The organism is Bacteroidota bacterium, from assembly GCA_037133915.1.
GTDB lineage: Bacteria > Bacteroidota > Bacteroidia > Bacteroidales > CAIWKO01 > JBAXND01.
In genome coordinates this window covers 1-18,451 of record JBAXND010000065.1, presented here as the reverse complement: position 1 = coordinate 18,451, position 18,451 = coordinate 1, and the positions used below count along the sequence as shown (strand labels likewise).

Here is an 18,451-nt window from a genome sequence, read left to right as displayed (position 1 = left end):
TGTTGCGGTTTGCAAAATAATATTCTGTATTTTTATCGGACAATAGTGATTTCAAATAATAAAATTCACGGTTTCCGAGATTCATACGGTTCTGAACTCGTCGGAATTTATGATTGGGGCAATAATACCGCAAGTACTATCAGGGATAATGAAATATATGATCTTGTAAATCTGACAGGGTGGTCATACTCATATGGGATATGGGCCAAATCAATATCACCCTCAAATATTTTCAAAAACAAAATTTACGATCTTTCAGGGTTAGGATCGGATGCAAAGGTTTTTGGACTTTATTATTCAAGTTCTGCCACCGGCGTTATTCATAATATTTATAACAATTACATTGGCAATTTAACCGCACCGGCAGCCGATTCCGGAAATTGTATTTATGGGATATATCTGGAATCAACAGCAACTTACAATCTTTGTTATAACACAGTATATATTAATGCCTCAAGTTCTGGGCCAATATTCGGAACAACAGCAGTCTATGCCGCAACAAGTTCACATGTTACAATGCAGAACAACCTTCTTGTGAATACATCAATTCCGACAGGCTCGGGAAAAGTTGTTGCTTATAGGAGAGATAATGCAATACTGAGTACATACAATACCGTATCAAATAATAATTATTTCTATGCCGGTTCACCCGCTCCGAACAGGCTTATTTATTATGATGGCACATTGAGTGCTCAGACACTCTTTATTTTTAAAGCATATGTTACTCCGACCGACAGTGCATCAAAAACCTCTGCTTCTACTCCGGCTTTCATTAGTACAACCGGCTCCGACGCACAGTTTCTTCATCTAAATGGAGGCGTTCCTTCTGTGCTCGAAAGTGGAGGAATGTTAATCCCGGGCTACAACGATGATTACGACGGTGATGTAAGAGCCGGCAGCCCCGGTTATCCACTTCAGCTAAATTATGGCGGTACTGCTCCTGATATTGGTGCAGATGAATTTGATGGCTATCCCGACATGTACACAACGATTGCTGAAAATAGTGATAATATCATTAGTATTTTTCCAAACCCGGTGAGCGATAATTTGCTTCTGGAGATGAACAAAAATTTCAATGCAATGGGATTTAGAATATTCAATTCTCTTGGTGAAATTGTTTTTACCGGAACGATAACTGATAAAGTGGTCATTCCATTGATGGGTTTTTCGAAAGGTCTATATGTAATTGGGTTTGACAATGGGTACACATCTAAATTTATTAAGATATGACCCAACGGCGACAATGATTGCCCAGTTTACACTGTCTACTCTATAATCTCAGTCCCGTTGCGGTAGTAATCAGCATTTCAGCCAATATTCACAATACACTCTGTTGTACAAATCAGTATATCAGAGTGTATTTTTTTTATCCCCGGAGGTACCCATTACTATATCAAAGTGTATTTATAATACTGTCAGAAGTACAAATTTCAATATCAAAGTGTATTCGCAATACCTGTGACGGTATTTAATGCTATATCAAAGTATATTCGCAACACCTGTGGCGGTATTAATTGGTCTATCAAAGTGTATTCGCAACACCTGTGGCGGTATTTAATGCTATATCAAAGTATATTCGCAATACAGTCAGAAGTACCAATTTCAATATCAAAGTGTATTCGCAACACGTTAAAAATTGTTTATTCGCTTTGACACACTTTTTTGAACAGCCTCCCTGTGGCGGTATTAATGCTATATCAATCCAACGCTTAATTCGCATTATCACCTTTCACCTATTACCTATTACCTATTACCTTTTACCTTTTACCTTTTACCTTTCACCTTTCACTTTTCACTTTTCACTTTTCACTTTCCACTTTTCACTTTTCACCTTTCACTTTTCACTTTTCACTTTCCACTTTTCACTTTTCACCTTTCACTTTTCACTTTTCACCTTTTACCTATTATTACTTTGAGTTCAAATTTTTTAATGTAATTTTGAATTTCAGATAATAATAAGGCACATTGAAGGTTTGGCGTTGAATTTGCTGAACAGTTTGCGAATCCAAAAAACACAGAATATGAAAACATTCCGCTATTTGCTCGTCCTCGTATTTGTAGGCTTCAGTTTCTCTTGTCAGAAAGATACAGGCCTTACCAACGAACAGATTGTTGCAGGTCTTAAAGAAGCCCTCAAAGTGGGTGCTACCAATTCTACCACGCAGGCGCACGCCACCGATGGCTATTTTCTGAATTCTCTGATAAAGATACCCTGGCCTCAGGATGCAGAATTTGTTAAGGTAGCTGTCTCTGCCATTCCTATTATAGGCCAGCCCCTGGTTGACGAACTCGTGCTCAAAGTGAACCGTGCTGCCGAAGATGCAGCCGATAAAGCACTCCCAATATTTGTAGATGCAATTACCAATATCAATTTCAGTGATGCATTGGGCATATTAAATGGTGCCGACGATGCAGCTACACAATACCTGAAAACCAATACCAGCGCTGGCCTTAAGACTGCCTTCAAACCCAATATTCAGACATCACTTACTTCTGTGGGTGCGCAGCAGGCATGGAACAATGTAACTTCAACGTACAACAGTACCATTCCTTCGCCACAGCCCATCAATACGGATCTTGCTGATTACACTACCGGCAAAGCCATCGACGGCCTGTTTGTTTTGGTTGCTAAAGAAGAATACAAGATACGCACCGACATCAACGCCCGCGTTTCTGATATCCTCAAACAAGTTTTTGGTAATAAATGACAGCAGAGCAGGCACAGCAGCGTATTGAATTTTTGACCGGCGAACTGAACCGGCACAATCATTTGTATTATGTGGATTCGGCTCCTGAAATCAGCGACCGTGAATTCGACCTGCTGATGGAGGAATTGCAGCATCTTGAACAGCAATTTCCTCAATTCGCCGATTCAGGTTCTCCAACCAACAGAGTAGGCGGTGAGGTTACCAGGGAATTCCGTCAGGTGAAACACCGCTACCCGATGATGTCGCTTGCTAATACCTATTCGGAAGACGACCTGCGCGACTTCGACGAGCGCGTGCGGAAGTTGCTGCCGGGAGAAGAAATTGAATACATCTGCGAACTGAAATACGACGGTGTTGCAATAACACTGGCATACCTTAACGGAATACTTACACAAGCCATAACACGCGGCGATGGCGAAAAAGGCGACGACGTGCTTGCCAATGTCAAGACCATCCGCAGCATTCCCATAAAATTAAAACAGGGCGATTTTCCTGCTGATTTTGAGATGCGGGGTGAGATAGTGATGCCCCGCAGTGAATTTGAACGCCTGAACCGTGAAAAAGAAAATGTAGGAGAACAGGGATTCGCCAATCCGCGCAACGCGGCTTCGGGAAGTCTCAAAATGCAGGATTCGGCTGAAGTTTCAAAACGCGGACTCGACTGTTTGCTGTATTACCTGCTCTCAGACGAACTGCCATACAGCAGCCATTACGAGAATCTGAGCAAGGCCCGGGAATGGGGTTTTAAAGTGCCCAATTATATGGCGAAATGCAGTTCCATTGAAGATATTTTTGAGTTCATCAATGCATGGGATGCCGGCCGCGATGAACTCCCGTATGATATCGACGGCATCGTAATCAAAGTTAATTCCTACGCCCAGCAACAAAAGCTGGGGGCAACAGCTAAATCGCCGCGCTGGGCCATTGCATACAAATTCAAAGCAAAGCAGGCATCGCCAAAATTATTGAGCATCTCATATCAGGTAGGGCGTACCGGTGCCGTTACTCCGGTTGCCAATCTTACACCGGTGCTGCTTGCAGGCACTGTGGTGAAACGGGCATCGCTGCATAATGCAGATGTAATTGCGAAACTTGATGTGCGCATTGGCGATACCGTGATTGTTGAAAAAGGGGGAGAGATTATTCCTAAAATTATTGAAGTTGACCTCAGCAAACGCAGCGAAGGCGGACAGTCGGTGGCATTCATAACCCATTGTCCCGAATGCGGAACGGCACTGGTACGGCAGGAGGGCGAAGCCGCCTGGTACTGCCCCAATGAGTCGGGATGTGCACCCCAGATTAAAGGGAAGATAGAACATTTTATCAGCCGTAAGGCAATGAATATCGACAGCCTCGGCGAAGGTAAAGTAGAGATTCTGTTCGATAACGGACTTATCCGGAATGTGGCCGATATCTATATGCTGAGCAAGGAAAAAATGCTCGGTATTGAAAAGAAATACGAAGATGAAGAAACCGGCAAAGAGCGTGTGGTGCGCTTCCGCGAAAAAACGGTAGAGAATATCCTTAACGGGATTGAAGCATCGAAAAATATTCCCTTCTCTCAGGTGCTGTTTGCTATTGGCATCCGCTATGTGGGAGAAACGGTGGCATCTCGTCTTGCAAGACACCTTCGCACAATTGACGCCATTATATCGGCAACAAAAGAAGAACTTCTGACGGTTGAAGAAGTAGGAGAGAAGATAGCCGAAAGTCTGCTGTCATGGCTTGCCGTTGATGAAAACCGTCTGCTTATTCAACGTTTGCGCGACAGCGGACTGAAGATGGAATATGGCGACGAAGGCGTGAAGCAAGTCAGCAACACGCTTGAAGGCAAGAGTTTTGTCGTAAGCGGGGTATTCTCCATATCGCGCGATGATATTAAAAAGATGATTGAAGAACACGGCGGACGCAATGTCGGTTCCATTTCTTCGAAGACAGACTATCTGCTTGCCGGCGACAATATGGGTCCGGAAAAACGTAAGAAAGCGACAAAGCTGAATGTTCCCGTAATCAGTGAAGATGAATTCAGGCAGATGATAGGCTGAGGTTTCTACCAGCCGCCACCGCCGCCACCGCCACCGCCGCCACCCGAGAATCCGCCACCAAACCCACCTGAGCTTGAACCCGGTGATACCGAAGATGAGGAAATGGCAGAACTGAACGATGAGCCGAAATCATGTGCAAAACTGCTGGATGTTATCGCCATTAATGTGGCGCCCGTGTACCAGTTCGGATGATAGGTTCCTTCTTCCATGGCACGTGCCAGAATGCTTGTGAAGCGTTCGCCCCACTTATTCTCAACACCGAGTGCCATGGCATAAGGCAGATATTTTTCAAACAGCTCGGGTGTTTTTTCAGGAGGATTTCTCAGTTCCAGTTCGTCTTTTTCAGCCACCGAAAGGTATAATTTGAAACCTTCGATATGGTCCATCACTTTACGCCCTTCTTTTGTCGGGGCTTTCAGCAGATAGAAAAATATCACGAGCTGTGCAATAAGCAATGCAATAACAGCAATCGGGAACAGCGGAAGTGAGGTTCCGAACAGCATAAATAATGCAATACAGACTATAATCATGGGTAATAATGAGAACGCCGACAGTATACGCTTTCCGGTACTTGAACCCTGTTTGCTTCCCAGCTTGAAGATGCTCATGAAAATTGACGAAACGAGAAAAACTAAAGGCGTGAGAATACATGCCACGATGAGCAGGTTCACTTTATCATCAGCCAGAATTATCTGCAAAACCACTGCAAGTATGGCTACCAGCAATCCGGGAATCCACCATTTGGTGTTCGTGAAGAACAATTTACCGACATATTTTTCTTTCAATGAATTGTGCATATCATTGATGCTTTTCATGATGGCCGTGTGGTTGGAATTATCCAGTTCAATACTGTCGCCTCCTCCGAAAAGTGACGCTGCCGCGGCATTCTCTTCCGCAGAAAGCTGCACATTTTTTTGTGAGGTGCGTTCGAGCGTAAATTCCTTACCCGATTGTGTTATCCGTAAGTATTTCTTTACTGCCATATTCACAATACCCGAAGAAAATATTTTATTATCGAACGCCATTTTATCGAGGTAACGCATAGCCGCCGGCGAAAGGTCGTCAGGCGGATAATACATGGGCATGATGGAACCTTTTGCGGGATCTATACCTACCTTGAACCATGCCAGCAGAAAATAGAGGAATGACAGTATGAAAATGACGAGTGCGGCGGTGGTTCCGGGATTATCACGTAACAAAAACATGATATTATCCATGGTAGTGGGCTGTGGAATAATTCCTTTCGGAAATGCAACGGCTACCGACATGCCTTCGTAACTGCCGAGTGCAGCTGTTGATATAAAATGGATGTCGCCGTTTGATTCCACAAAATAGCGTGCATCTTCACCCTTAGAGCCATAAGCACCGGTATATACAGAGTGGCTCATAATGTTCGTCCCGGCGGGAAGGCGTATGATGGCTTCGGCGGTATCAATTTGAAAAGCCCAGTCGTTGCCGGTCACATTCCAGTATATTTCGTCGTAGCCTTCAAAGAAGCCTATCTGCCGAGGTGCTTCGTAGCTGATATCATAAGTGTACACTCCCGGTTTCAGAAATACGTCTTCCTGCCCGATGTATATCTTCTTCTTCTGATTCTCAAATTTAATTTTATATGGTTCGGGAACGCCGTCTCTTTCAACCGACAGTATATTATAACGTGTACGGAAACTGTTACCATACTTGTCTTTGCTCACAACGGGCAATACTCTGAAAATACCGCGCTTTATCTGGTCAAGCCCACAGTAAACCGTTATTTTTTCATTTACAGTAATGGTTCCGTCGTTGTGAACCCTTATGAAACTGCGAAAGCTGATGATGCGTTCCTGCTGCTCGTATTGTGCCTGTGAAGGTGATGATAGCAGCAGCATCATCAACGGAAGCAACAAAAGAACGTGAAGTTTTTTCATACCGCGCTTATTATTGATTACACATTACTTCAATAATCTGGTGAAGAATATTTACGCCAAGTTATTACTAATTTACCGAATGGCAAAAAAAATATCCACCTTGTGACGGATGGATATTTAAATGAGGAAGTTGAAGAAATGCTATTTCTCGCTTTTCTCAAATTTAAAGAAGGTTGGTTTTACTGTCAGCATGGCAAAAGCCCAGCTCGGGAATTTGTCTTTGTTGCCTCCGTTGATAACCTCCATCGATTTCGTTGGCATAAATCCTGAATATCCGACCTGAAGATTCACTTCTTTCGAGAAATCATACCCCACCACAATGTCGCCTTCACGGCCTAAGAATTTATCAATGGTTTTACCGGCATTCACATAATTGTTCTGAAGCTGGAAATAGTGGAAGTCCATAACCAGCGACCATTTGTCGGCAATTTTCCACAGGGTTTTTATGTAGATATCAAGCAGACCCGCATTTTTTGTATCGCCCGGTTTCGTAAAGAAATCCTGAAAACCATTGAATTTATGCCCTGTTCCGTAAAGACAGGAAAAGTAGTTCACCTGATTGTTGGTCACATCGGTGCCGTCGTTGCCCGATTGCAGCTCGGCGCCTGCACCCAGCGTATATACTTTTGACCAGGTATAGGCAAAATCGGCATTGCCGTAATAGGCATTGATAAAATTGCCCGTTTCATTCTGTCCCGACTGATAGAAGCCGCGTGCAGAAGTATTTATTTTAGATGTCTTGTATGAGAATACGCCTCCGTAAGTAGCACGCAGGTAAGTGGTGTTGATGGTGCCTTTCTTCTGGTAACCGTCGGCGAATCCTGCCAGACTGATGTTGAAATTCTTCAGCTGTTTGCCGATAATCAGGAAATTCAATGTTTTGTAATTGCCGAGGTTTTTATTGTAATCGGTACTGAATGTGGTATCGCGCGATTGATTAAATGCACCTGCAAAATCAACCGACCAGCCTTTTTTTCTGTATTTGATAAGAACAGCATCGTGAACCAGCCCTTTTTGCTGCCAGTTGGTGTTGCTTAATAAGCGTTCATTGTCCCAGATAAATTCCTGACGACCGGCACGTATGAACATGCTGTCGCACACTTTGAATTCTGCCCATGCCTCATACAATGCGGTACCCGGAACATCTGTTTTCAATGGCTCGTCGCCCCAGACGCGCACGTCCTGTATCGAGAGTTTTGTGGTCAGCCAGTCATTCTTGTACCCCATATTGAGGCGTGTCCGCTGACTGATAAGGAATGCGGCAATGCCGCCTTTCTGATTCAGCTTTTTGTAGCCGTCGCGAAATTCAAAGCGGGGTCTGAACTCACCGCTTAATACAAATTGTGCCTTCGCCTGCTGAGCAAATGCAAAGATTACACTTAGTGTGAAAATTGAAAGGATTATACGTTTCATAATAATTCGGCAATTAGTTAATTTGAAAATTAGTCAATTTGAAAATTAGTTAATTTGAAAATTTGATAATGAAAATATCTCAACCACTAAACAATTCAACAATTCGGCAATTTGATAATGGAGCTACCTTTTCCCGCCATAGGCACTCTTCACTCTTCACTCTTCACTCTTCACTTTTCACTCTTCACTCTTCACTCTTCACTCTTCACTTTTCACTCTTCACTCTTCACTCTTCACTCTTCACTTTTCACTCTTCACTTTTCACTTTTTACTCTTCACTTTTCACTCTTTACTATTACCTAATTAAACACTCCTTTAAGGTATGAGCGTGTCATTTCCTCTTTGGGGTTATTGAAAAAATCGTCGGCGGGTCCTTGTTCAATGACTTCGCCGAGATACATAAAAACAACATAATCGGCAATACGTCTGGCCTGACGCAGTATATGCGTTACCATCACAAGCGTGTAATCATTTTTGAGCTCCATGAATTTTTGCTCAATGGCTGTGCTTGATATCGGGTCAAGAGCTGAAGTTGGTTCATCGGCAAGAATAATTTCAGGTTCTACAGCAAGACCACGGGCCAGACATAAACGCTGTTGCTGCCCGATAGAAAGCTTTGATGCAGGCTCATGAAGGCGTGTGTTTACCTCATCCCACAGACTCGCTTGCTTCAGGTGCTCTTCAACACTTTTCCGAACTTCTTTTTTATCCCTGATACCATTAATCCGCAATCCGTACGACACATTTTTATAGATGCTCATAGGCAGCGGATAGGGGCGTTGTGAAAGCAATCCCATTTTTTTGCGTATCAGGGTGATGTCATTTTTTGTGTGAAGAATATCTTCGTCGTCGAGTATAATGCTTCCGCTAATCTTTACATCTTCTTCCATGTCGGTGAGCCGGTTCAGACATTTCAGCAAGGTTGTTTTTCCGCATCCCGATGGTCCCAGAATCACGGTAATCCTGTTCTCGGGAATGCAGATGTTCACATTTTTCAGGATGTGCTGCTTGCCGTAATGCAGATTCAGGTCTTTGATTGCTATCTTACACAATGGCTCCATCTCAGAATTTTATTTTATGATTATTATATTTGCGTGTGAGCACCCGTGCCAGAATACTTGCCGTAAGCACTATGAGTGTAAGCACTACTGCCGATGCATAGGCACGGTCCTGCACTTCCGGAACGGGCGAACCCAACTGGAAGAATATGGACAGCGGCAGTGTTGCTGTCGGCTGCATCAGTGATGTGGGAATATTATCGGTGTAACCTGTAGTGAACAGTACTGACGCTGCATCACCAATGGCACGTCCAAATGAAAGCAGTACTGCGGTGATGATGCCCGGAATGCATTGCCTCAGATAAACCCTGAAAGCTGTTTCGTGTTTTGTAGAACCCAGCGACAGCGATGCTTCCATCAGCCCGCGCGGAACGGTCTTCAGTACTTCGTCCATGGCACGGACCATAATCGGAAGTATAAATATAGCGACGGTAATGATGCCCGCCAGCAGTGAGGTGCGCATCCCGAAAAATATCATCAGTGTGAAACCGAATGCCCCGTAAACAATGGACGGTACGCCCCACAGCAAATCAAGGAAGAAACGCATCATGTTCACAAAGCGGCGGTGGCGGAAAAGATGTACATTCATCATCAGCGCAAGCGGAAGTCCGATAATAACGGCCAGCAGTGTTGCACCAATGGAAAGGTACAAGGAACCGATGATGGCATTGAGTATGCCTCCTTCTTTGCCAAAATAGAATCCGCCTTTGGGCGTTTGCGAAAGCATTTGCCACGACAGGCAAGGCACACCGCGCCACAGAATGCTGAAGATGATAAGACCGAGCGCAAAAATAATCATGCCCGTTGCCAGCAGCATCAGCCCACGGAAAAACAGCTCTTCGGTTTTTATCAGTTTTCTCCTGTTCATAGCTTATTGTTTTGTTTCAAGCCGTGTAATGGTGATACGTGCCGCAAGGTTAAAAACCAGCACAATGATAAACAGCAGCAAAGCGGCCATCATCAGGGCTGAATCATACATCGGAATCGAAAGCATCTCACCATAATTATTTGCAATAAGCGCGGGCAACGGATACGCAGGATCGAAAACCGACTTTGGCATAATGGCAACATTGCCGATTACCATCAGCACGGCAATGGTTTCCCCAAATGCACGTGAAATACCGAATACCAGTGCGGAAATGATTCCCGGAAAGGCTTTCTTCAAGGTCACAAACTTGATGGTTTGCCAGCGTGTAGCTCCGACTGAAAGCGAGGCTTCCGTGAGTTCATCGGGTATGGTGCGGAATACTTCAATCAGGATATTCAGAATGAACGGGATAATCATAACCGACAGCACCAGTGCACCCGAAAGCAATGAATAGCCTGAACTCTGAAGGCCGAAAAAGGGTGCTATATGATGTGAAACCAGAGGTACGATTACCAGAATGCCCCATACACCATATATTACAGAAGGTATCCCGGCAAGAATATCAATCACCGGCTGCATAATGCGCAGGTATCTTTTGCGTGCGTACTGTGTAAGATAGATAGCTGTAAGAATGCAGATTGGCGCCGAAAATAGCAGAGCAAGCACCGTTACATAAACAGAACTCATTATAAACGGTGCAAACCCGAACTTTCCGGCCATAGGGTGCCAGGTGCCGGTAAAAACCAGAGTATTCAGACTCGCACTTCCTAACAACGGCAACGATTTAATGTATAAACCTATGCCGAGGAATATGGGAAGCATTATTACAAGAACAAGACAGATGAGCATCCAGCTTGTTCCTGCAATACCGCTGAGTTTACGTGTTATGTAAAAAGGCTGTTTCAATATCAATTACTTCATTTTTGTTGCTTCAGCCGCAATTTTTTCTGCAGAAAGGGTTACATAACCATTTTCTTTTACAAATTTCTGTCCGTCGGTAAGTATGAATTTTATGAACTCAACAACGATGGCATTAGCGGGTTTGCCTTTTGATACGAGATACAGGTCGCGTGCCGGGGGCGAAGGATACACACCTTTTTGGATTGCTTCAACCACCGTATTCAGTGAGCCGTAAAAATTCTCATCGCTGCTTATTTTGCCGTCGGCGTTCAGGTCGATGGGAATGATTTCGAGTCCTTCGTATTTCTTATTGGTCTTGATGTCGTATGCAAAATTTAAATTGTTGTATCCGATTCCGTTTGCATCATCCTTCACGGCATTTGCAATTCCGGGGTCGCCATAAACACCAACTCCTACAAGGTTTTCCTGATTTTTGCCCAGATATTTTCCCCACATTTCAGCAGCACCGCATGCGTCTGAACGGGTGTATTTTGATATCTTCACTTTGGAAGGAATACCTAAAGCTTTTCCCCAGTCTTTTATTTTTTCGGTAATGAAGATATCGGTGAACTTTTCTTTGGTAAGTCCTTTTGCCATGATGTCCTTTAAAAATGGATTCTTGGCACTTGTTGTCGGCAGCACCGCATCGCGCGTTACGGCAATGTACCAGGCGCCTTTGGTTACTTCTTCAGGGCTCACTTCACGCGAGAACATGGCTAAGTCAACCATTCCTGAAAGTACGTCGGCCATGCCTTTACCGGCACCACCTGCTGAAATGTCTATCTGAACCGCAGGATGAAGCTTTTTAAATTCTTCTGCCCATTTAACAGTCATAGGATAGAGTGCAAATGCACCCGATATCGAAATACGACCGCTGAGTTCTTCTTTTTTTGTGCTCTTGTCGGCTGATGAGCCACAACCCTGCATAATAATCAGAGCCGCGAGCATTACGATTGTGTACCTGAAAAATTTCATATTATTTACTATTATTATTAATGAAGTGTTTGAAAATTGTATTGGTTTCAGACTCCAAAAATAGTAAATCTATAGAATAGGTAGACTAATAAAATAAAAAAAATTATTTTTTTCTGCTCAGTTTGGCTTCGCGCTTCAGAATATCAGCGAGTGACGTACCTTTTAGTATATTCACCGTTTCGTCACGCAAATCTTTAATCACACTGCGGATGCCGCATGTATTTTCGTCGCGGCAAAAAGCGCAGGCTTCATAATATTTATAGGTAGCGCAGGGGAGCAGAGCGATAGCGCCGTCAAACAGACGAATGACTTCGGCCAGATTAATTTCTTCGGGCGATTTTTTCAGGTAATAGCCGCCGCCTTTACCTTTCTTACTCATCACCACACCATAATTCTTTAAGTCGAGTAAAATGGCCTCCAGAAATTTTTTCGGCAGCTTTTCTTTTTCGGCAATGTTGCTGATAAGCACAGGTCCGTTATTGTATTCCCTGGCAAGATGCATCAGAGCGTAAATAGAATACTGGGCTTTTTTGGATAACATCGATTGCGGTTTAGGTCGCAAAATTATTCATTTTTTTCGGAAGTTTCCTGATTTCATTTTTCTCCGGAAGGGTTGCACCTGTCTTTACATCAATGTATCTTATCCCGCAATTTTTCACATTTCCTGCCGATTATGTATATTTGCTACAGATTTAAAAACTCTATTATGCGAACCGGAATATCCCTCAGCTTATCAGCAATTGCTTTATTGTTCTTTGTTTCCTCATGTTCTACTACACAATATAATGTAGTTAAAGTGAACAAGAGTGCATCGCCTCAGCAGAAGCAGGGTGTCTTTTATGCGCTTCCGCGAACTGCCATCCGTGTCGATGTAACCGTGAGCAAAACCGAAGATATCAAAGGTCCGTATTCTGAATTTGCCGGTAAGCTGTTAGGACTTACCAATGTTGTTACACAGAATGGTACACGTTATGAAATCAGTGAAGTTACACTCACCTCGTTTGCATCGCCCGATCCGGCGCAGTACTATTTTGTTGAAATGAATAATGCTGCAACCAAAGATTTTTTTCTGGCACTCGATAATGCCGGAATGATACTGGGTACCGACCCTTCAATACAGCCTGACCTTTCAGATGCACAGTTATTCAGCACCAGCGAACAGGAAATTGTCTATCCCGAAGTATTTAAAAATTATTCCGATCTGAATCTTTTTGAAAAAGTGGATACCATTATTGAACAGGTGAAAACAGATACCGTGACCATCGAAAAAATGACATTCAAACGCTCGGTAGTTGCTAAAACCATTGACCAGAAAGCCCGCGATGCAGCCGATTTCATTATTAAAATTAAAGAAAATCGCTTTAACCTCATCAGCGGCGATCAGGAAGTGAATTACGATAAAGAAACGGTCACCTACATGGATGAGCAGCTTGACAAACTCGAAACGGAATACCGTCACCTGTTTACGGGACTTTCATTTACCAACAAAATAAAATATTCCTACACTATTATTCCGGATGCAACCCGCCCCGTTGATTCAGTGCCCTTGTGCCGTTTTTCAAAAATGAAAGGTATTCTTGAACCAACTGCAGCTTACGGCGATCTGGTATTTCTGAATATTGCCACTCAAAGAAACAATGAAGTGCTGGCTTCTTATGTGATGGCAAAAGACAGTGTGGATAAAAGCAAACAGCATGGTTTCTATTACCGAATTCCTGAAGCTGCCGATGTCAGCGTAATTCAGGGACCGCGCTCAATGGTTACCGGAACTTTTCTTGTCAGCCAGTTCGGTATCATCAATTGTCTGCCTGCAAATCTTAAAAAAGTGAGCTTTTATCCGGGATACGGTGCTCTCCGCAGTACAGGCGGGAAATAGCGAACAGCAGTAACTGGACTTCTTATTAATGGAGCAGGGTAACCTGCCCCTTGATTACTTTGTCGTAAGCGGCGTATTTCCTGTAATCTTCACTGTAAAAGGCAATCCATGTGTACACCCCGTCATAAGCGGGTTTTCCATTTATGGTTCCATCCCAGCGATGGGTAAGTTCATGGGATTCAAATACCAATTCGCCCCAGCGGTCATAAATATACAGTTTAAAATTGGTGATGTTTTGCCCCCAGATACCGAAATAGTCATTGATGTTGTCGCCGTTCGGAGTAAAGCAATTGGGCGCCCAAACTGTGATGTAATCAATTACCAGCGCCTCCTTGATTACTGAATCGCGGCAACCTTCATTGTCAACAATATGCAGGATTACATGATAACTCCCGGTATCTTGATAGGTGTGGGTTGTGTTTTGAGAAGAAGCTTCAGCGTAATCTCCAAACTCCCAGTGCCATAAGGTGATATTACCCAATGAATTGTCTGTGAATCTGAATTCGGGGTTCTCAATGGTCCTGACTTCCGGATATACCGTAAAATCTGCTTTCGGGCCGGGAATATTCTCGAGAACAATATCAAGTTGTGAAGTGCAGTTTGCATCTTCCACGCTAACGGTGTAGGTTCCGGCACTCAGATTGTTAACCGTCGTTGTATTGAGAGCAGCACCAATGCTCCATGAATAGGTGTAAGGCGGTGAGCCGCCTGTGGCAGTTATGCTTATGCTTCCGTCGTGCTTGAAACATTTTTCATCAATGACTTCAAGTATACCGATTGTGGGTGGAGGTGTGTTTGTGATACTTTCAGATGTACTGGCGTGGCAGTTATTGGAATCTGTAACAGTAACCGTATACGTTCCGGCATGGACATTTATAAGATCGGCACCGGTTTGAACGGGGGTTGAATTCCATGACCAGCTCAGGGGAGAAGTGCCTCCGGCGGTGGTGGTAAAAATGGCTCCGTTGGCACTCGAACACATTTCGTTTATCACACTATCAACAATAATTGTCGGCCCGGGAATGTTAATCAGGCTCACCGATGCTGTGGCAGTGCATCCCAGGTGGTCCGTTAAAGTAACACTATAATTACCTGCTGCTACGTTCAGAATATTAGATGAATATTGTGGAGGGACTGAGTTCCATACGTAATTATACGGTGGATTCCCGTTTGCAACGGTAGTTTGTGCATAACCATTAGATGATGAGCATGTTTCATCGTTTTTTTGTGAAATACTGATGCCTGGCTGAGGTTCCCTTCCAATACTGATTGTATCATACACTTTGAAGCAATTATAGGAATCCACCACCTCCACAATGTAGGTCCCGGAGTCAAGTCCCGTTAAAGGGTTATTGTGATTTCCGCCGGGAACCATCCAGTTTATGGTGTATGGTCCGGTTGATCCGGGCGTAATTGTAAGCGTAATACTGCCATCGTTACCGGCGCAGCTTTCATCTGTTCCCGTAAGGCTTAATGTGGGCGGCCCTGCGCATACGCCGTTGCATGAACCGGGTGTTGCCGTTACGGGACTGCTAAACCACTGGCTGCCACCGTCAACGGTGCGCTGAAACGACATATAGCTTCCGGGAGCAGGCGAACCGGCGTATTCAATGCCGGCAATGGTTGCTGCAGATGCAAGAATCTGTGTGCCCGAACAGCTGGTAGTTGTGACAATCGGGTGCAGATATTCTTCCTCAGAATAGAGACTGCCGGGATTGTTATAGGCGTCCCAGTAAACCGCATCTACCGGCCCCCCCGATGGGTTGTACAACGCTATCCACCCGTATTCATCACGTAGAAACCAGCGTTCAAGGCATCCATCAAGGTATTGAGTGCCGAAAAAATTCTGACGGTAATAATTGATATCAATATCTAAATGAGGCACCTGAGAGTCATTCCCTCCGATAATGAAGAAACCCAGCGGCGGGATTTTTGTTCCTGCGGGAAAGGTAAATGCTCCCCAGTTTGTATAATTGCTGCCCGCCGGAGGCTCCATATTGGAACCTAAGGTATAACAGCTGATATCAACCGAATCGCAGGGCGACGGGTTGTAAAGCTCTATCCATTCCTGATTGAATGGCGGAAGGTCGTTGCTGCCTGTATTATACAGAGAATTGGCATTGGTGGTAGAATAGGAGCCCGCGGGCGGGCTTGTAAGCACTTCGTTAATGAAAACATTCTGGGCGCTCACCGGGAAAGAGAAAAATCCCGGGCAAAGACCTGCAATAAACAGGGATATATAGAAGCGGTTCGCCCACATTATTTTACAAAATTGAGACAATACGCAAATTTACGGTTTTGAAAAGGATATTCCAATTAGTTTTAATATTTTTGAGCAACAAAAGGTAATATTCTGTAATTTTATCCGGCTCTAAGCCGATGTGGTTTTGAAAATGTTTATTTGCATTAAAGGTTTTATATATTGCGGTAAATGAATGTTTTATAAATTGTGTATTCTCGCGGAGCAGTTATCGGAACTAATAATTTGAGCTATGTTTATCTGGATTGTCATGGTGCTTTTCGCCTTTTCAACTATCGGAATCCTGATAGCAGAGATTAACGATGATCAGCGCATACGTTATTTTGCGAAGCCGCTTCTCATGCCGCTTCTGGCTGCTTTTTATTATCTGAATGCGTATCAGGTCAGCCCGTTAATTATTACGGCCTTAGTATTTTCCTTTATTGGTGATGTTTGCCTGCTCTGGAATCAGAAAAAGCTTCTGTTTGCAGCAGGATTGTTCGCTTTTTTTATTACCCAGCTGATGTATTCAATTTATCTGGGCAGCAATATTGACTGGTTATTTATCCAACCTGCCCTGGTATATGGCGGAATAGCCGGTTATGTTGGTCTGGGCGCCATGGTATACGGATTGCTGTTCAGGTATCTTAAAGAAATGAAAATACCGGTTCTGGTGTACATTCTGGGTTTGCTGCTCATGAGTTTCCTCTGCCTTCTGAATATGAGCCAGAACGAAGGTGTTGCAGGTTGGATGCCCTTTATAGGTTCTCTATTCTTCATACTCTCAGATTCTATGTTAGCTTTCCACAGTTTCAAAGCAAAAATCAGCAAAGGCGGGGTTTATATTATGGCATCCTATCTTTTTGCTCAGATTTTGATTATTTGTGGGTTTATACTTTCGTGAAATAAATTTCGATGCGAACGAGTCATTTCATCTTACCGAATAAAGTTAAAGACCAGTACGTTTATCGCTGGTTGCCCGATGAGCAGCGCCCAAGAGCCGTGATTCATATATTCCACGGCATGGCCGAACACGCCGGCCGCTATGAATATCTGGCAAAGGCACTGACCGACCGGGGATATGTGGTGTATGCCAGTGATTTGGCCGGACACGGGAAAACATGTAAAAACATTGAAGACACAGGCTTTTTCTATAATTCCGATGGCTGGTTCAAGGTTGTTGATGACCTCAAAAAGCTCACGGGAAACATTAAATGGGAGTATTCCGGAGTTCCTCATATTTTACTGGGGCACAGTATGGGCTCATTTATTGCCCGCACCTATGCGAGTATTTATCCCAAAGACATTCATGGACTGATATTATCAGGTACCACCTGGAATCCGGGGATGCTGCTGAAGGCAGGCAGAGCTATTGCGGGCATTCAGTCATTTTTTGCAGGTAACAATTTCCGCAGCAATCTGCTTGATAAAATGTCGTTTGGCAGTTTCAATGCCCGGATATCTCCGGTCAGAACAAAATTTGACTGGCTGACTCATGATGAGGCAATTGTTGATGCTTACATTGCCGACGACCGCTGTGGATTTGTTTGCACGGCCAAGATGTTTGCCAATCTTTTTACCGGATTAAAATTCATACAGAAAACAAAGAATATTCTGGAAATCCCGGTCGATTTGCCGGTCTATATTTTCTCGGGAAGCATGGACCCTGTAGGGCATTATTCCAAAGGACCTGCCAAGGTGGCGCAGATTTTCGAAGAATGCGAGATGAAAGATGTTACATTGAAATTGTATGAAGGTGGCCGTCATGAAATGCTGAACGAAATTAACCGCGACGAGGTTATCGGCGATTTGCTGAACTGGCTCGAACAACACGTTTCAAACACAAAATAGCGTTTTCTGTTTTACTGAAATTATAGTCATGATACGTTTACTCCTGTGGGATTTGGGCGATACGGTAATGCGCGATGACCCCGATATGCCCGGAATGATGTGCGACTGGGAACATGTGGAATGGATACCCGGCGCCGAAGCGGCACTGATAAGACTTTCGCCGGAAATACCCTGCGTTATTGCCACCAACCCCGGTCAGTCGGATACACCTGCTGTTATCCGTGCGCTGCAAAGAGTTGGCGCCGACAAATATTTTACGGATTTTTTCTCAGCCAAAGATATAGGGTTTGAAAAGCCGGACCCCCGTTTCTTTCTTACAATAGCCGAGCGAACAGGTATTGCAGCCGCCGATTGCGCGATGATAGGAAACAATTACAAAAAGGACATCGAAGGCGCCCATATTGCAGGTATGAAAACTGTATTCTTTAATGAAGATGCCGTAAACGGCGACTATCCCGATGCCGATGCCATCATTCACCGAATGGATGAATTACCTGAAGCCATTGCCCGTCTGAAGGATAAAAAAACAGGAGCCGCTCTTTGAACGGCTCCTTTAATTTGATAGGTTTGGCGAAATCCCTTAAAGGAATTTCATGGCTAATATACGACAT

Annotated in this window: 15 protein-coding genes; 7 read left to right on the top strand and 8 right to left on the bottom strand. The window is 44.0% G+C overall.

What is annotated here, in order from left to right:
- The 3 genes from WCM76_15290 to ligA form a co-directional block, all read left to right on the top strand.
- The coding region (locus WCM76_15290) for a T9SS type A sorting domain-containing protein (GenBank protein MEI6766994.1) at positions 1-1,230 on the top strand (1,230 nt) is incomplete at its 5' end.
- Positions 1,231-2,021: 791 nt separating this feature from the next.
- Positions 2,022-2,708, top strand: a complete 687-nt coding sequence (locus WCM76_15285; protein MEI6766993.1) for a DUF4197 domain-containing protein — start codon at positions 2,022-2,024, stop codon at positions 2,706-2,708.
- Positions 2,705-4,753, top strand: a complete 2,049-nt coding sequence (gene ligA / locus WCM76_15280; protein MEI6766992.1) for an NAD-dependent DNA ligase LigA — start codon at positions 2,705-2,707, stop codon at positions 4,751-4,753. The genes WCM76_15285 and ligA overlap by 4 nt, the downstream gene beginning before the upstream one ends.
- A gap of 5 nt (positions 4,754-4,758) precedes the next feature.
- On the opposite strand, the gene WCM76_15275 is transcribed toward ligA, so the two are convergent.
- From WCM76_15275 to WCM76_15245, 7 genes are all read right to left on the bottom strand, one after another.
- Complete coding sequence (locus tag WCM76_15275) at positions 4,759-6,660, bottom strand: DUF2207 domain-containing protein (GenBank protein MEI6766991.1); 1,902 nt, start codon at positions 6,658-6,660, stop codon at positions 4,759-4,761.
- Between the two features lie 141 nt (positions 6,661-6,801).
- Entirely contained in the window at positions 6,802-8,073 is a 1,272-nt protein-coding gene (locus WCM76_15270; GenBank protein ID MEI6766990.1) for an alginate export family protein, read from the bottom strand.
- A gap of 299 nt (positions 8,074-8,372) precedes the next feature.
- The gene (locus WCM76_15265; protein MEI6766989.1) at positions 8,373-9,134 is read right to left on the bottom strand and encodes a phosphate ABC transporter ATP-binding protein; all 762 of its coding nucleotides are present in this window, start codon (positions 9,132-9,134) and stop codon (positions 8,373-8,375) included.
- Between the two features lies 1 nt (position 9,135).
- Positions 9,136-9,999, bottom strand: a complete 864-nt coding sequence (pstA, locus tag WCM76_15260; protein MEI6766988.1) for a phosphate ABC transporter permease PstA — start codon at positions 9,997-9,999, stop codon at positions 9,136-9,138.
- A 3-nt stretch (positions 10,000-10,002) separates the two neighbouring features.
- Complete coding sequence (gene pstC / locus WCM76_15255) at positions 10,003-10,911, bottom strand: phosphate ABC transporter permease subunit PstC (protein ID MEI6766987.1); 909 nt, start codon at positions 10,909-10,911, stop codon at positions 10,003-10,005.
- On the bottom strand, positions 10,912-11,874 hold the full coding sequence (locus tag WCM76_15250; protein MEI6766986.1) for a substrate-binding domain-containing protein: 963 nt from the start codon (positions 11,872-11,874) through the stop codon (positions 10,912-10,914).
- 103 nt (positions 11,875-11,977) lie between these two features.
- Positions 11,978-12,415 (bottom strand): Rrf2 family transcriptional regulator, encoded by a 438-nt coding sequence (locus WCM76_15245; protein ID MEI6766985.1) that lies wholly within the window; start codon positions 12,413-12,415, stop codon positions 11,978-11,980.
- A 165-nt stretch (positions 12,416-12,580) separates the two neighbouring features.
- Here WCM76_15245 and WCM76_15240 point away from each other — a divergent pair, with 165 nt between their 5' ends.
- A complete protein-coding gene (locus WCM76_15240; protein MEI6766984.1) occupies positions 12,581-13,750 on the top strand; it encodes a DUF4831 family protein in 1,170 nt (389 codons plus the stop codon).
- Between the two features lie 25 nt (positions 13,751-13,775).
- Here WCM76_15240 and WCM76_15235 read toward each other — a convergent pair whose 3' ends face one another.
- Positions 13,776-16,010, bottom strand: a complete 2,235-nt coding sequence (locus WCM76_15235; GenBank protein MEI6766983.1) for a gliding motility-associated C-terminal domain-containing protein — start codon at positions 16,008-16,010, stop codon at positions 13,776-13,778.
- 232 nt (positions 16,011-16,242) lie between these two features.
- Between WCM76_15235 and WCM76_15230 the strand changes: the two genes are divergently transcribed.
- The 3 genes from WCM76_15230 to WCM76_15220 are packed head-to-tail and all read left to right on the top strand — an operon-like array spanning position 16,243 to position 18,384.
- Positions 16,243-16,893: a lysoplasmalogenase gene (locus WCM76_15230; GenBank protein MEI6766982.1), complete on the top strand. Its 651-nt coding sequence runs from the start codon at positions 16,243-16,245 to the stop codon at positions 16,891-16,893.
- Positions 16,894-16,904: 11 nt separating this feature from the next.
- The gene (locus tag WCM76_15225; GenBank protein MEI6766981.1) at positions 16,905-17,840 is read left to right on the top strand and encodes a lysophospholipase; all 936 of its coding nucleotides are present in this window, start codon (positions 16,905-16,907) and stop codon (positions 17,838-17,840) included.
- Positions 17,841-17,868: 28 nt separating this feature from the next.
- Positions 17,869-18,384, top strand: a complete 516-nt coding sequence (locus tag WCM76_15220; protein ID MEI6766980.1) for an HAD family hydrolase — start codon at positions 17,869-17,871, stop codon at positions 18,382-18,384.
- The last annotated feature ends 67 nt before the right edge of the window (positions 18,385-18,451 follow it).

Excerpts from the sequence above, each read along its gene's own strand:
- WCM76_15235 (MEI6766983.1), bottom strand. The coding sequence starts at position 16,010 with ATGTGGGCGAACCGCTTCTATATATCCCTGTTTATTGCAGGTCTTTGC.
- WCM76_15275 (MEI6766991.1), bottom strand. The coding sequence starts at position 6,660 with ATGAAAAAACTTCACGTTCTTTTGTTGCTTCCGTTGATGATGCTGCTG.
- WCM76_15220 (MEI6766980.1), top strand. The coding sequence starts at position 17,869 with ATGATACGTTTACTCCTGTGGGATTTGGGCGATACGGTAATGCGCGAT.
- WCM76_15225 (MEI6766981.1), top strand. The coding sequence starts at position 16,905 with ATGCGAACGAGTCATTTCATCTTACCGAATAAAGTTAAAGACCAGTAC.
- pstA (MEI6766988.1), bottom strand. The coding sequence starts at position 9,999 with ATGAACAGGAGAAAACTGATAAAAACCGAAGAGCTGTTTTTCCGTGGG.
- ligA (MEI6766992.1), top strand. The coding sequence starts at position 2,705 with ATGACAGCAGAGCAGGCACAGCAGCGTATTGAATTTTTGACCGGCGAA.
- WCM76_15270 (MEI6766990.1), bottom strand. The coding sequence starts at position 8,073 with ATGAAACGTATAATCCTTTCAATTTTCACACTAAGTGTAATCTTTGCA.
- WCM76_15230 (MEI6766982.1), top strand. The coding sequence starts at position 16,243 with ATGTTTATCTGGATTGTCATGGTGCTTTTCGCCTTTTCAACTATCGGA.
- WCM76_15285 (MEI6766993.1), top strand. The coding sequence starts at position 2,022 with ATGAAAACATTCCGCTATTTGCTCGTCCTCGTATTTGTAGGCTTCAGT.
- WCM76_15240 (MEI6766984.1), top strand. The coding sequence starts at position 12,581 with ATGCGAACCGGAATATCCCTCAGCTTATCAGCAATTGCTTTATTGTTC.
- WCM76_15265 (MEI6766989.1), bottom strand. The coding sequence starts at position 9,134 with ATGGAGCCATTGTGTAAGATAGCAATCAAAGACCTGAATCTGCATTAC.
- WCM76_15250 (MEI6766986.1), bottom strand. The coding sequence starts at position 11,874 with ATGAAATTTTTCAGGTACACAATCGTAATGCTCGCGGCTCTGATTATT.
- WCM76_15245 (MEI6766985.1), bottom strand. The coding sequence starts at position 12,415 with ATGTTATCCAAAAAAGCCCAGTATTCTATTTACGCTCTGATGCATCTT.